Origin of the sequence: Pseudarthrobacter sp. WHRI 8279, assembly GCF_040224115.2 — a bacterium.
Lineage (GTDB): Bacteria > Actinomycetota > Actinomycetes > Actinomycetales > Micrococcaceae > Arthrobacter.
Genome location: NZ_CP168162.1, coordinates 641,570 through 654,781, shown reverse-complemented (window position 1 = coordinate 654,781; position 13,212 = coordinate 641,570). Strand labels below are relative to the sequence as shown.

Sequence of the window (13,212 nt, the reverse complement as noted above, 5' to 3'; positions counted from 1 at the left end):
CGTGGTCATTTCATCCTAGGCGCCTCCGCTCTTCGGAAGCGACACAAAGTAATAACTAATCGGTACCGGCTTTTGTTCCCGGCAACTTTACGCCCAGTAACTTAGGGGCGGCGGGCCTGGCCGGACAGGGCTTCGAGGAGCCTTTCCAAGGCTGCACCGCAGGCCTGTCCGCGGATCTCGGCACGGCTTCCCGAGAAGGCATATTCGAAGGCCGAGGTCCCGGCTGCGGTGGCTATGCCGATGTAGACGGTGCCGACGGGCTTCCCGTCGTGCGCTTCGGGCCCGGCAACGCCTGTGGTGGAGACGCCGATGTCAGCGCCAAGGACGGACCGGGCTCCTGCAGCCATGGCCGCCGCGACGTCCGGGTCCACGGATCCGACGCGTGCCAGCAGCACCGACGGGACATCCAGGACCCTTTCCTTGACGGAGTTCTGATAGGCAACCACCCCGCCCTGCAGGATGCCGGAAGCGCCGGGCGTATCGGCAAGGACGGCCGACACCATTCCGGCGGTCAATGACTCAGCTGTGGCAACGGTCCGGCCCGCGTCGAGCGCCTTGCGGACCGCGTCAGCGGACAAATGGTGGAGGTTGGTCATGCGGGCTCCTGGCCTTTATCTGTGCGTGCCTGCAGCTTTCCCTTGGCCCGGATCCGCAGCGCTTCCACTACATACTCCACGCCCGTCCACACCGTGATCACCACAGCGGCCATCATCACCGCGAATGCCACCCACACCAGCCACGGGGCAAAAGAGCCAAGCGGCAGGAGGTAGAGGAAGATCGCCGCGGTCTGGACAACGGTCTTCAGCTTGCCGCCGCGGGAGGCCGGGATTACGCCGTAGCGGATCACAAAGAAGCGCAGGGCGGTGACGCCCCATTCACGGACCAGGATCAGGACGGTAACCCACCATGGCAGTTCGCTGAGCACTGAAAGCATCACCAGCGCCGAACCGATAAGGAGTTTGTCGGCAATCGGATCAGCGATCTTGCCGAAGTCAGTTACGAGGTTCCGGCTCCTGGCGATGTCGCCGTCGAGCTTGTCCGTGTAGATGGCGACGGCGAACGCAAGGACCGCGGCCCAGCGCCACACGCCTGCCTCACTGCGCAGCCCCGGGGCGTCCGCAATGAGGAACCAGACAAAAAACGGCACCAGCGCGATGCGGATCATGGTCAGGATGTTGGGAAGGTTCCAGACCCCGGCACGGCCCGGGCCGGCGGCGGTTGCATCGGTGCTAGTCACGTTCCTAGGCTACAGTCCCCGGGCTAGCGACCGGTCAGGGACCAGGCGTCCTCGGAGCCGTCCTCGTCGTCATAGCCGCCTGGCGGGGAATCCGAGCCGTCGTAATATTCGACGTTCTGCTTCCGCTGGTCCAGGTCTGCGGCCACCAGGTCTTCGGCGTAGCCGCCCTGGGCGATGTTGGCGTTGGCGTTATCGCTCAGCGCGGCGGTCTGCGAGTCGGGCGCTGCCGGGGCCTCCTGGCCCTTCATGGCGGCAAGGACCGGTGCGAGGTCGTCCGGCTTCACCAGGACGTCCCGGGCCTTGGAGCCCTCGGAGGGACCAACCACGCCCCGTGATTCCAGCAGGTCCATCAGCCGCCCTGCCTTGGCGAAGCCGACGCGCAGCTTCCGCTGCAGCATCGACGTTGAGCCGAACTGCGTGGTGACCACCAGTTCGGTGGCCTGCAGCAGGACTTCGAGGTCGTCCCCGATGTCGTCGTCGATCTGCTTCTTCGGCGCTTCCGCGGCGACGTCGTCGCGATAGGTGGCCTGGAGCTGTCCCTTGACGTGCTCGACCACCTTGTGGATTTCGGATTCAGTGACCCACGCGCCCTGGACGCGCATGGCCTTCGAGGCACCCATGGGCAGGAACAGGGCGTCACCCTGACCGATGAGCTTTTCGGCGCCGGGCTGGTCCAGGACCACGCGCGAATCTGTTACCGAGGACGTGGCGAAGGCCATGCGTGAGGGCACGTTCGCCTTGATGAGGCCGGTCACCACATCCACGGAGGGCCGCTGGGTTGCCAGGACCAGGTGGATGCCGGCTGCGCGGGCGAGCTGGGTGATGCGGACAATCGAGTCTTCAACATCGCGCGGAGCCACCATCATCAGGTCGGCGAGCTCGTCCACGATCACCAGCAGGTACGGGTAGGGGCGGATGACGCGCTTGGAGTCCACCGGCGGCTGGACCTTGCCGGCACGGACAGCCTTGTTGAAGTCGTCGATGTGCTTGAAGCCGTAGTTGGCGAGGTCGTCATAGCGGGCGTCCATCTCACGGACAACCCACTGGAGTGCCTCGGCGGCCTTCTTCGGATTGGTGATGATGGGCGTGATGAGGTGCGGGACGCCCTCATACGCGGTGAGTTCCACGCGCTTGGGGTCCACCATGACCATGCGCACCTCATCAGGCGTGGCGCGCATCAGGATGGAGGTGATCATCGAGTTCACGAAAGATGATTTACCGGCACCGGTTGCGCCGGCCACCAGCAGGTGCGGCATCTTGGCGAGGTTGGCCACCACGTAGCCGCCCTCCACGTCCTTGCCCACACCCATCACCATGGGGTGGTCCGTCCGGCGGGCGTTCTGGCTGCGGAGGACATCGCCCAGGGAGACGGTCTCACGGTCGGTGTTGGGGATTTCGATGCCGATGGCGGACTTGCCGGGGATGGGGCTGAGGATACGCACATCACTGGACGCCACGGCGTAGGAGATGTTCTTGGACAGTGCGGTGACCCGTTCCACCTTCGTTCCCGGGGCCAGCTCGATCTCGTACCGGGTGACGGTGGGACCGCGGCTGAAGCCGGTGACCGTGGCGTCGACGTTGAACTGCTGAAGGGTGTCCGTCAGGGCTGCGACGACGGCGTCGTTCGCTTCCGTGCGCTCCTTCGGGATGGATCCGGGCGTCAGGTAGTCCGAGGCCGGGAGCGTGTAGGTAACGTCGCCAGCCAGCGACAGCTGCTCAGTGCGCTGCGGGATGGGAACAGGCGGCGGCGCGGGTGCCACGGGGTTGGAAGGCACGGTGGGCGCGGCTGCCGGTTTTGCGGCAGGCGGGGCCATGCCGGGGGTGATCATGGGGATGGCTTCGGTGGCGTTTTCCCCTGGAGCTGCCGAGGCGCCTGCGCCCAGTCCCTGGGCTGCCTTGATCTTTTCGACGGCGATTTCCGCCTGGGTGGGACGGCGGACACCAGGAGCCGGGCGCGGCTCCTGGCCTCCCTTTGCGTCGTCGTCGTCGATCACTGCGTGCTCGAAGGCTTCGTCGCCCACGTAGCCTTCCAGGCCGGCGTCGCCGTCTTCCTCATCCTTGCCAAAGAAGCGGCGCTTCTTCTTCCTGTCGTTCTTGGGGGCCGCGGCCGCAGGGGTCCGTTCCAGGTAGCTGCGGTCATGCTTGTCCCGGTCATGCTTGTCCCGGTCCTGCTCATCCAGCAGGTCGATGCCCATGAGGTGTTCGTAGGCGGCATGCAGCCTGCGCGGGATCGCAGTGAACGGGGTGGCGGTGATGATCAGCATTGAGACGAACGCCAGCAGCGAGTAGAGCACCAAAGGAACAGCGGAATGGATGGCGGCCAGGGGCGAGGCGGCAAGGAATCCGAGCATTCCGCCCGCCTGGCGGAGCCCGTCAAAACCCTGGGCAACTGTGGGCTCCCCGCCCAGCATGTGCGCCAGCCCGCAGCCGGCAAACGTCATGATCAGGAAGCCGATGCCAACCCTGTTGTTGCCACGGCCGTCGGATGGCTGGCGGAAGAGCCGGAACGCGCAGACAAACAGCATGAGCGGAAGCAGCAGGGAGATCCAGCCGAATGTCCCGTTGACCACGGCATACACGGCGTCCGGGAACCAGCCCGTGAGGCCCCACCAGGCGAAGGTGGCTATGAAGATCCCGAGTGCCAGGTTGAACAGGGCCGCGCCGTCCCGGCGGTCCTCTGCCGGCAGGTCGCTGACGTCATGGCCGATGCGCCGCACGCCGCCGCCCACCAGGTGGCCGAGGCCCAGCCACGCCCCGCCCACCACGCGCAGCAGCCACGGCTGGTGGTGCTCGACGGCGGGTAGCTGGCGGGTGCGGGCCGTGCTGGAGGAGCCGCCGGCACGCCCGGATTTGGCGGCCGCAGAGCCAGCGCCGCGGCCTGAGGAGCTGCCGGTTTTGCTGCCGGCGCGGCCCCTGCTGGATCCATTGGGCGCGGAAGTAGTACGAGTGGCCATAGTAGCCACGGTACCCGAGTTGGGCCGGATTTCCGGGGATTTGGGTGCCGCCGGTCCCCGGTTTGCGGCCCTTAAACGCCGCCGGCCCGCGGCCCCGTTGGGAACGGGAGCGCGGGCCGGTACAGGCGGCCGATGTCAGGCCTCGAGCACCACGGGAATGATCATGGGCTTGCGGCGCAGCTTGCGGTTGACCCAGGTGCCCACCACGCGGCGGACCACCTGCTGGAGCTGGTGGCTGGTGTGGTCCGCGTGGTTGAGGACGGCTTCCTCCAGCGCGGCGTTGATCTTGGGGATGATGTCGTCGAAGACGGAATCATCTTCTGCCACGCCGCGGGCGTGGATCTCCGGCCCGGACACCACCTTGCCGGTGGCCCGGTGGATGACCGTAATGATGGAGATGAACCCTTCGTCACCGAGGATCCGCCGGTCCTTGAGGTCGGCATCGGTGATCTCGCCCACGCTGGAGCCGTCCACGTAGATGAAGCCGACTTCCACCTGTCCCACCACGTCAGCGCGGTGGTCCTTGAGGTCGATGACCGTGCCGTTGTCGGCGAGGATGACGCTTGCTTCGGGAACGCCGGACTCGATGGCGATCTTGCCGTTGGCGATGAGGTGGCGGGTTTCACCGTGCACCGGCATGGCGTTCAGCGGCTCGAGGATGTTGTAGCAGTACAGGAGCTCCCCCGCCGCGGCATGGCCGGAGACGTGCACCTTGGCGTTGCCCTTGTGGATCACGTCGGCGCCCAGCTTCAGCAGCCCGTTGATGATCCGGAAGACGGCGTTCTCGTTGCCGGGGATGAGGCTCGAGGCGAGGATGACGGTGTCTCCGTCGCCCACCACCACCCGGTGGTCGCCGTTGGCCATCCGGGACAGGGCTGCCATGGGCTCGCCCTGGGAACCGGTGGACATCAGCACCACGCGGTTGTCCGGCAGGTTGTCGATGTTCTTGATGTCCACGATGAGCCCCGCCGGGACGTCCAGGTAGCCAAGTTTTTCGGCAATGGCCATGTTGCGGACCATGGAGCGGCCCACGAAGGCCACTTTGCGGTTGTGCTTGGCGGCTGCGTCCAGGACCTGCTGGACCCGGTGCACGTGCGAGGAGAAGGACGCGACAATGATGCGCTTGGTGGCCTGGCCGAAAAGACGTTCCAGCGTGGGGCCGATTTCCTTTTCGGCAGTGGTGAATCCCGGGACGTCCGCATTGGTGGAGTCGGACATAAAGAGGTCCACGCCTTCCTCGCCGAGCTTGGCGAAGTGGCGGAGGTCCGTGATGCGTCCATCCAGCGGAAGCTGGTCCATCTTGAAGTCGCCGGTGTGCAGCACAGTGCCGCCGGCTGTCCGGATGAACACCGCCAGGGCGTCGGGAATGGAGTGGTTGACGGCCACGAACTCACATTCGAAGGGGCCGAACTTCTCCACCTGCCCTTCCTCAACCGTGAGCGTGTAAGGCCGGATTCGGTGCTCCTGCAGTTTCGCCTCGATCAGGGCGAGGGTGAGCTGGGAGCCCACAAGCGGGATGTCGTTGCGGCGCCGGAGCAGGTACGGAACGGCTCCGATGTGGTCTTCGTGTCCGTGGGTAAGGACCACGGCCACGACGTCGTCCAGCCGGTCCTCGATGTAGGAGAAATCGGGCAGGATCAGGTCAACGCCGGGCTGGGTTTCCTCGGGGAAGAGGACGCCGCAGTCCACGATCAGCAGCTTGCCGTCGATCTCGAACACGGCCATATTCCGGCCGATCTCCCCCAGTCCGCCCAGCGGAACAATCCTGAGCGTCCCCTGCGGCAGGCGGGGAGGGGTGACAAGGCCGGTAAGGGCAGTTTGGGTCATATTGCACTACTTTCCAGGCGGAAGGGTGCTGGTCTTACTCCTCAGGAAAAGACCAGCCCCGCTTCCGCCAAATCCCCGCGGATGGTTTCGATCTCGGCTTCGTCCGGCTCCACGAGGGGCAAACGGACAATCGAGTTGGGCAGGACTCCCTGCCATTTAAGAATCTGCTTGGCCGCAACGGCCCCTTGGACCCGCGTCATGGTGGCGCGTACTACGGGCAGGAGTTCAAAGTTAATCTTCCGGGCGGTGCTGAGGTCGTTCGCGTTGACGGCGTCGATGAGCTCACGGAAGCGGCGCGTGGCCACGTGCGTCGTTACGCCCACGAGTCCGACGGCGCCCAGGGCCATCCACGGAAGGGTCAGTCCGTCGTCACCGGAATAGAACAGGAGGTCCGTCTCGGCCATGACGCGGGAGGCAGCGACGAAGTCGGCCTTGGCATCCTTCACAGCCACGATGTTCGGGTGCTGGGCAAGCCGGATCATGGTGTCGGGCTCGATGGGGATGGAGGAGCGGCCGGGAATGTCATACAGCATGACGGGTACGTCCACGGCGTTGGCGATGGTTTCGAAGTGCGCGCGGACACCGGCCTGGCTTGGCTTGTTGTAGTAAGGCGTCACCAGGAGGAGGCCGTCGACGCCGAGGGCTGCTGCCTGCTGGGACAGGTGGACCGAGTGGGCGGTGTCATTGGTGCCCGTGCCGGCGATGATCGCAGCCCGGCCGCCGACCGCGTCTTTGACGGCGCGGAACATGCCGAGGTTTTCCTCGTCGGTGAGGGTGGATGTTTCGCCTGTGGTTCCGGTGACCACCAGGCCGTCGCAGCCGTCGTCCACCAGCTTGCTGGCCAAGGCTGCGGCCTGCTCATAATCCACTGCGCCGTCCTTGGTGAACGGTGTGACCATGGCGGTCAGAAGAGTACCAAGGGCAGGGAGATGCGCGGATGTGTCAGCCATGGAAAAAACGTTACCCTGTCCGGCGCTGGTTAGGACAATGCCCGGGGCGTGATGCACGTCAAATAACCGACTGGTTTCGCCTCCGGCACGCCGGCGGCGCCCCCACCGTCCACCATTTTCCGGGCACTGACCCGCCCTCCTGACGCGGCCGCCGGGCCTACCGGCCGGAAAGCCCACGGCCGCAAAGCCCACTGCCGGAAAGCCCGCGGCCGGCAAACCTGGCAACCTGAGCTGCCGGCGGCAAGGAAGCGATGCGCCGCCGAACCACGACCGGAGCAGCCGGCGGTCAGGAAGCGGATACACCGGCTGTCAGGAAACGATGCACCGCCGACCTTGGTGCCCTGAGCTGCCGCAGGTTAGGAGGCGGAGTGCCGGGCAGGGCGGGCTGCCTCCGCCGGCGCCTGGCACTCCGGCGGGTGGCAATACCGTCCGACGGCGGCCTGGCGCAGGTCCTCGGCCCAGGACGACAGCCGCTGGGCGGCCCTGACGTAATGGAAGAGCTCTACGGGTGTGAGGGCATCGATGTCTGTCTCGGCGAGGCGCCGCGCCAGCTCTGCGCCCTCCGGCTGGGCGGCGAGGCTGATGCCCTCCCGCTGCCACTGGACATCCTCGGGCGGCCGGCCGGCCACCAGCTGACGGAAGAGGTAGTCAACGACCCCCGGACTCATGGCCCTTGCAAGCCCGGCAGCGCCGGGCTGATCCGCAGGGCTTCCGGATGATGGAGTGTACATGGCGGCAATCTTATTCGAACATATATTCGAATACAAGGAGGTCGTGCCGGCAGGTCCGGTACAGGCAGGTGTGAGACGATCTGGTCATGACGTCCCGTAATGCGGCCAGAACGTCCCGGAAATCCGGCGGGCAGCCCGTCACGGGGCGCCTCCACGGCATCGACGCGGCCCGTGGTCTCGCCCTGCTGGGAATGATGGCCACCCATCTGCTCCCCACCTTCGAATCCAACGCCGAGCTGACCCCCACCTGGATCGGCCTCACGTTTTCGGGAAGGGCGGCGGCGCTGTTCGCCGTCCTGGCAGGGGTGGGCCTGGCCTTGTCCACGGGAAAGCACAGGCCGCTGCAGGGCCCTGACCTCTCCGCCGCCCGCCGCGGCATCGCCCTGCGTGCTCTGGTGATTGCCGCCGTCGGACTTAGCCTGGGCGGGCTGGAAGTCAACCTTGCCATCATCCTGGTCCACTACGCCGTGCTGTTCCTGTGCGTCCTGCCCTTCCTGGGCATGGGGCTGAAGCGGCTCTGCGCCTGGGCGGGCGGCTGGATCCTGGGCTCCCCCATCCTGGCGTACCTGCTGCGCCCGTGGCTCCTGGCTGCCGAGCCTCCGCTCAAGCTGGGCCACAACCCGTCCTGGGAGGACCTTGCCACCCCGTCACGGCTGCTGGCTGACCTGTTCTTCACCGGGTATTACCCCGTGTTCCAGTGGCTCTCTTACCTGCTGGTGGGGCTCATTGTTGGCAGGCTGGTGCTGGCCAGGGCGATGCTTCCGGTGGTCCTCCTGGTGGCCGGTTCGGTGGTTGCCGTCCTGGCCAAAACCCTGGGCGTCACCGCGATGGAAAGCTGGGGCGGCCGCGCTGCCCTGGAGGACGTCCTCAATTCCCCCGGCTATCCGTTGGGCAGCGTTCTGCAGGTCAACCTGACGGGCATTCCACAGGAGGGTTCGTGGTGGTGGCTGGCGTCCGCGGCGCCGCACTCGGCAACGACACTTGACCTGCTGCACACGTCCGCCGTGGCCGTGGCAGTGATTGGCGCATGCCTCCTGCTGGGCCGGCTGGCTGAGTGGGTGGACCTGGACCTGCTGCTGCCGTTGCGGGGTGCGGGTGCAATGACCCTGACCCTGTACACGGTCCACGTGTGGGTGGTCTCCGGGTTCTACCTCAAGCCCCTGCCCGCCGGCTGGACCGAGGATGGGATGTACTTTGCCCAGGCTGCCACTGCCGTCATCGTGGGCATGGTGTTCGTGCTGTTGAAGTGGCGCGGCCCTCTCGAGTGGCTGGGGCACGCGGCAAACCAGGTGGGCCGGGGAAACGTCAGGGCTGTCCGGTAAGGGCCTGGCGTTACCGAAGCCTAGGCGGGGGCGTTGCCCTGGAAGAGCCTGACGGCGTCACGCATGGAGGCCCGGGCACGCTTGCGGTCCCCAGCGGCGTCATAGGCGCAGCTCAGCCGGAACCAGGAACGCCAGTCGTCCGGGGCAGCCTCGGCCTCGGCCTTATACTTCTCGAACTCGGCATCCGCTGCCGAGCGGACAATCCGGCCGGCAGGCGTCCTGGGCAGTTCATCCACCGGCAGGCCGCCCTCGGCTTCCAGGACCTTTGCCATCTGCTCGGTCCGGGCGCCGAACATCAGTTCCCTGATCAGGGCCCAGGCGCCGATAACCGGAAGCACCAGATAGGCAGCCCCGATCGCCTGGGCCGCCAGGTTGCTGTCCGTCAGGAGAAGGATGGAACGCTGGAAGGACACCACCAGGTAGAAGACCAGCAAAAGGGTTACCGCCCCAACCCAGATCTTGGTGCGGTTCTTCCGGAACCCGGCCAGCAGGGCGCCCATGGCCTAGAGCCCCAGGTCCAGGTAGCCGTCCAGGCCCACCGTCAGTCCGGGGTGGGCAGCCACGTTGCGCAGGCCAAGGAGCACGCCCGGCATGAAGGAAGCGCGGTCAAAGGAGTCGTGGCGCAGCGTCAGCTGCTCGCCGGAACCGCCCAGCAGGACTTCCTGGTGTGCCACCAGTCCCCGGAGGCGCACACTGTGCACGCGCACGCCGTCAACCTCGCAGCCGCGTGCTCCTGCCAACTCAGATGTGGTGGCGTCCGGGCTCGGGGGAATCTCTGCGGCGTTGCGTTCTGCCGCGATCAGCTGCGCCGTGCGGACCGCGGTACCGGAGGGGGCATCCACCTTGTCCGGGTGATGGAGCTCGATGATCTCCACGGATTCAAAGTACTTGGATGCCTTGGCCGCAAAGGCTGAAGCGAGCACGGAACCCAGGGCAAAGTTCGGAGCAATCAGGACGCCCGTTTCCGGGTGGTTTGCCAGCAGGCCTTTCAGCCCGGACAGGCGCTCTGCATCCCAACCGGTGGTGCCCACTACGGCGTGGATACCATGCTCGACGGCGAAGCGGACGTTCGCTTCGGTGCTTTCCGGCACGGTCAGGTCCACAACATACTGCGCGCCGGCGGCGGTGATCCGGTCCAGCGAATCGCCCCGGCCCAGGGCCGCCACGAGCTTCATGTCTGTCGCTGCTTCAATGGCTTTAACGGCTTCGGCGCCCATGCGCCCGTTCGCGCCCAGCACGGCAACTGGCATGGGAGCAGGGAGTTGTTCGGTCATGGCCTTAACCCTACCGGCGGGGCCTTGACGCGGAGGAACCAGGGACTGTGCATTACCTCGCAGGAACAGGGCGGGTGTCACCCCTTCGATGATCCACCAGCCGGAGCAGCAGCGTCAGCTGCCGGCACCCACCCATTCAACAGTGCCGTCAACGAAGAACTGTTCCTTCCAGATGGGCACCTGCTCCTTGATCCTGTCCACCAGTTCCGAACACACGGCAAAAGCCTGCCCGCGGTGGGCCGCGGACACGGCGCACACCAGCGCGGGATCGCCGATGTCCAGCATGCCGATCCGGTGCGCCGCCCAGATCCGCACTGGCTGCGGGGACGGGCCGGTGGCGCCGCCATCCCGTTGGGCCTGCTGCTCGGCCGCAAGGCGGGCAACGACGTCGGCCATCACCTGGTGGGCCGTGGGGTGCGCGCTGTAGCTCAGCCGCTCAACTGCCTTGCCGCCATCGTGGTTGCGCACCACACCGCTGAAACTGACTACCGCGCCTGCGGTGTCACTTTCCACCGCAGCAATGGCCTGGTCCACCGAGATGGGTTCCGCGCTCAGGACCGCGTTGACTACCTCGAAAGCTGCTTCAGTGCCCATGTCCGCCTTCCAGCTGGTCGCAAAGGTGCCCGATCACCGGGTCCAGGACGGTGAGCCCGTCCATGACGCCCTTCGGTGATCCGGGCAGGTTGATGATGAACGTGCTTCCGGCCGCACCGGCATAGCCGCGGCTGAGGGCCGCCAGCGGGGTTTTCGCGGCTCCGGCACGGCGGACCGCTTCCATGATGCCGGGAATCTCGCGGTCCAGCAGGGGCAGGGTGACGTCGGGGGTCCGGTCGTCCGGGCTGAGGCCCGTGCCGCCGCTGGTGATGACGACGGCGGGGCGCTGGGTCAGGAGGGCGCGGATGGCTGCGCCGACCGGCTCGCCGTCGGGGACCACCATGGCGGGGAATACGTCAAAGCCGTGTTCGGTGAGCCAGTCGGTGATCACGGGACCGGTTTCGTCGTCGTAGATCCCGGCGGCTGCACGGGTGGAAGCAATAACGACGCCGGCCTTGCGGCCCTGCACGTCGCCGTGGCGGTGCGGCTCGGGGGCATTCAAAGTGCCGGGGCTGCTCACAGTGTCCAGTCCCCGCTCTTGCCGCCGCTTTTGGCCAGCACCTTGATGTCGGTGAGGACGGCATGCTTGTCCACTGCCTTGACCATGTCGTACACGCTCAGCGCGGCAACGGAGGCAGCAGTAAGTGCTTCCATCTCCACGCCGGTAACGCCGCGGGTCTTGACCGTGGCGAGGATGGCAACGGAGTCCGGTGCCAGCTCGAAGTCCACGGTGACCTTGGACAGGGGAAGCGGATGGCACAGCGGAATCAGGTCAGGGGTTTTCTTGGCGGCCATGATCCCGGCAACCCGTGCCACGGCCAGGGCGTCCCCCTTGGGCAGGCCGCCCGAGCCCAGCAGGCCCATCACCTCGGCGGTGGTGCGGAGCGTGGCGGTGGCGGTGGCCTCACGGGTGGTTTCGGCTTTGGCGGATACATCCACCATCTGGGCGCTGCCGTCCTGGCGCAGGTGCGTCAGCGCGGCCGGGGTCTGTTCTGCATTCACAGCATCCATACTTCCACCTCCGCCCCTGCCGCGAGCGCGGCCACTCCTTCCGGAACATGGACCAGCACATTGGAGCCGGCGAGCGCATGCATCAGGTGCGAGCTTTCCCCGCCCTGCAACTGCACGGTTCCATCCGGCTGCAACGTGCCGCGGCGGACCTGGTGCTTGTGTTCGGGGGAAGTCAGCGGCCGGCTGAGGCGGGCGCGGACCGGCAGGCGCGGCGCGGGGGTACCCACCAGGCCGGCAAGGACGGGGCGGAGGAACATTTCGAAGGACACCAGGCAGCTGACGGGGTTGCCGGGGAACCCCAGGAAAGGCCGGCCTTCGAAGGTGCCGATCCCCTGCGGACCGCCCGGCTGCATGGCCACGTGGAGGAACTCGACCGGCTGGTCCGCCATGGCCTGCCGGACCACTTCGTAGGCGCCCTTGCTGACCCCGCCGGTGGTCACGATCAGGTCCGCTCCCGCGCCCTCTTCCCTCAGCAGCGTCCTGAGCCGCTCCGGGTTGTCCGTGGCGATGCCGGTACGGCGGACCTGTAGTCCCGCCTGTTCCATTGCGGCTTCCAGCAGCGTCCCGTTGGAGTCGTAAATCTTCCCGGCCGGGAGTTCCGCGCCGGGCTCCACCACTTCGTCACCGGTGGTGACCAGCAGGACCGTCACGGTCTGGTAGACGGTCACCTCCGGGATGCCCAGCGCGGCCAGGAGTCCCAGTTGGGCCGGGCCAAGGAAGGCGCCCGCCGCCAGGGCCGTCCCGGCGGCCTGCACATCGCTGCCTGCAGCCCGGACAAACGTGCCTGCAGACGCCGGCGGCAGCCACACCGTGGCAAGTTCCGTTGCCTGTGCAGCGGCTGGCAGGAAGCGGTCCGGAACGGCCCGCTCAATAGGGACGACAGCGTCGGCCCCCGAGGGGAGCATTGCTCCCGTCATGATCGGGGCAGCCATGCCGGGTTGCAGTGCTGCAGGGCTTGCGCCCGCTGGAACGGGAGGCATAATGCCCAGCTCTGCACCGCCGTCGGGCACGTCCATTGAACGGATGGCATAGCCGTCCATTTGGGAGTTGGCGAAGGGCGGCAAGCTGATGGGCGCACGCACGTCCGCCACCAAACCACGGCCCAGCGCACGGGCCAGGGGCAACGTTTCCGTCCGGTGCACGTTCCGCAAAGGCTCCAACAGGGCAGAGACGGCTGCTGCGTGGTCCGCCACGGACCTCGCTGCGTGCTGTGTGTTGGCGTGCTGTGTGTTGGCGTGCTGCCGCGGGTGCTCCGTCCCGTGCGTTGCCGGCGCTGCAGGCGTTCCATGCGGTTGCGGGCTGGCCATGGTTC

Annotated in this window: 13 protein-coding genes; 1 reads left to right on the top strand and 12 read right to left on the bottom strand. The window is 66.8% G+C overall.

Annotated elements, in window-relative coordinates; genetic code table 11:
• Positions 1 to 101: 101 nt before the first annotated feature.
• From ABRP28_RS02925 to ABRP28_RS02900, 6 genes are all read right to left on the bottom strand, one after another.
• Entirely contained in the window at positions 102 to 596 is a 495-nt protein-coding gene (locus ABRP28_RS02925) for a CinA family protein (RefSeq protein ID WP_350004616.1), read from the bottom strand.
• Entirely contained in the window at positions 593 to 1,237 is a 645-nt protein-coding gene (pgsA, locus tag ABRP28_RS02920; protein WP_350004618.1) for a CDP-diacylglycerol--glycerol-3-phosphate 3-phosphatidyltransferase, read from the bottom strand. The genes ABRP28_RS02925 and pgsA overlap by 4 nt, the downstream gene beginning before the upstream one ends.
• Positions 1,238 to 1,260: 23 nt before the next feature.
• On the bottom strand, positions 1,261 to 4,191 hold the full coding sequence (locus tag ABRP28_RS02915) for a DNA translocase FtsK (protein WP_350004620.1): 2,931 nt from the start codon (positions 4,189 to 4,191) through the stop codon (positions 1,261 to 1,263).
• A 135-nt stretch (positions 4,192 to 4,326) separates the two neighbouring features.
• Positions 4,327 to 6,018, bottom strand: coding sequence for a ribonuclease J (locus tag ABRP28_RS02910; protein ID WP_231456908.1), 1,692 nt, complete (start codon positions 6,016 to 6,018; stop codon positions 4,327 to 4,329).
• Positions 6,019 to 6,059: 41 nt separating this feature from the next.
• The gene (gene dapA / locus ABRP28_RS02905) at positions 6,060 to 6,968 is read right to left on the bottom strand and encodes a 4-hydroxy-tetrahydrodipicolinate synthase (protein WP_350004622.1); all 909 of its coding nucleotides are present in this window, start codon (positions 6,966 to 6,968) and stop codon (positions 6,060 to 6,062) included.
• Between the two features lie 356 nt (positions 6,969 to 7,324).
• On the bottom strand, positions 7,325 to 7,699 hold the full coding sequence (locus ABRP28_RS02900) for a hypothetical protein (RefSeq protein WP_350004624.1): 375 nt from the start codon (positions 7,697 to 7,699) through the stop codon (positions 7,325 to 7,327).
• A gap of 86 nt (positions 7,700 to 7,785) precedes the next feature.
• Between ABRP28_RS02900 and ABRP28_RS02895 the strand changes: the two genes are divergently transcribed.
• Positions 7,786 to 9,021: a heparan-alpha-glucosaminide N-acetyltransferase domain-containing protein gene (locus ABRP28_RS02895; protein WP_350004626.1), complete on the top strand. Its 1,236-nt coding sequence runs from the start codon at positions 7,786 to 7,788 to the stop codon at positions 9,019 to 9,021.
• 20 nt (positions 9,022 to 9,041) lie between these two features.
• Here the strand turns inward: ABRP28_RS02895 and ABRP28_RS02890 are convergent, their stop codons facing one another.
• The 6 genes from ABRP28_RS02890 to glp all read right to left on the bottom strand — a co-directional run bounded on the left by ABRP28_RS02890 (position 9,042) and on the right by glp (position 13,207).
• Entirely contained in the window at positions 9,042 to 9,521 is a 480-nt protein-coding gene (locus tag ABRP28_RS02890) for a hypothetical protein (protein WP_231456904.1), read from the bottom strand.
• 3 nt (positions 9,522 to 9,524) lie between these two features.
• Positions 9,525 to 10,295: a 4-hydroxy-tetrahydrodipicolinate reductase gene (gene dapB, locus ABRP28_RS02885; protein ID WP_350004628.1), complete on the bottom strand. Its 771-nt coding sequence runs from the start codon at positions 10,293 to 10,295 to the stop codon at positions 9,525 to 9,527.
• 114 nt (positions 10,296 to 10,409) lie between these two features.
• Positions 10,410 to 10,889: a molybdenum cofactor biosynthesis protein MoaE gene (locus ABRP28_RS02880; protein ID WP_350004630.1), complete on the bottom strand. Its 480-nt coding sequence runs from the start codon at positions 10,887 to 10,889 to the stop codon at positions 10,410 to 10,412.
• Positions 10,879 to 11,409 (bottom strand): MogA/MoaB family molybdenum cofactor biosynthesis protein, encoded by a 531-nt coding sequence (locus ABRP28_RS02875; protein WP_350004632.1) that lies wholly within the window; start codon positions 11,407 to 11,409, stop codon positions 10,879 to 10,881. Before ABRP28_RS02875 ends, ABRP28_RS02880 begins: the two co-directional genes overlap by 11 nt.
• Entirely contained in the window at positions 11,406 to 11,900 is a 495-nt protein-coding gene (gene moaC, locus ABRP28_RS02870) for a cyclic pyranopterin monophosphate synthase MoaC (protein ID WP_350004634.1), read from the bottom strand. The genes ABRP28_RS02875 and moaC overlap by 4 nt, the downstream gene beginning before the upstream one ends.
• A complete protein-coding gene (gene glp, locus ABRP28_RS02865; RefSeq protein ID WP_350004636.1) occupies positions 11,888 to 13,207 on the bottom strand; it encodes a gephyrin-like molybdotransferase Glp in 1,320 nt (439 codons plus the stop codon). The genes moaC and glp overlap by 13 nt, the downstream gene beginning before the upstream one ends.
• Positions 13,208 to 13,212 lie beyond the last annotated feature (5 nt).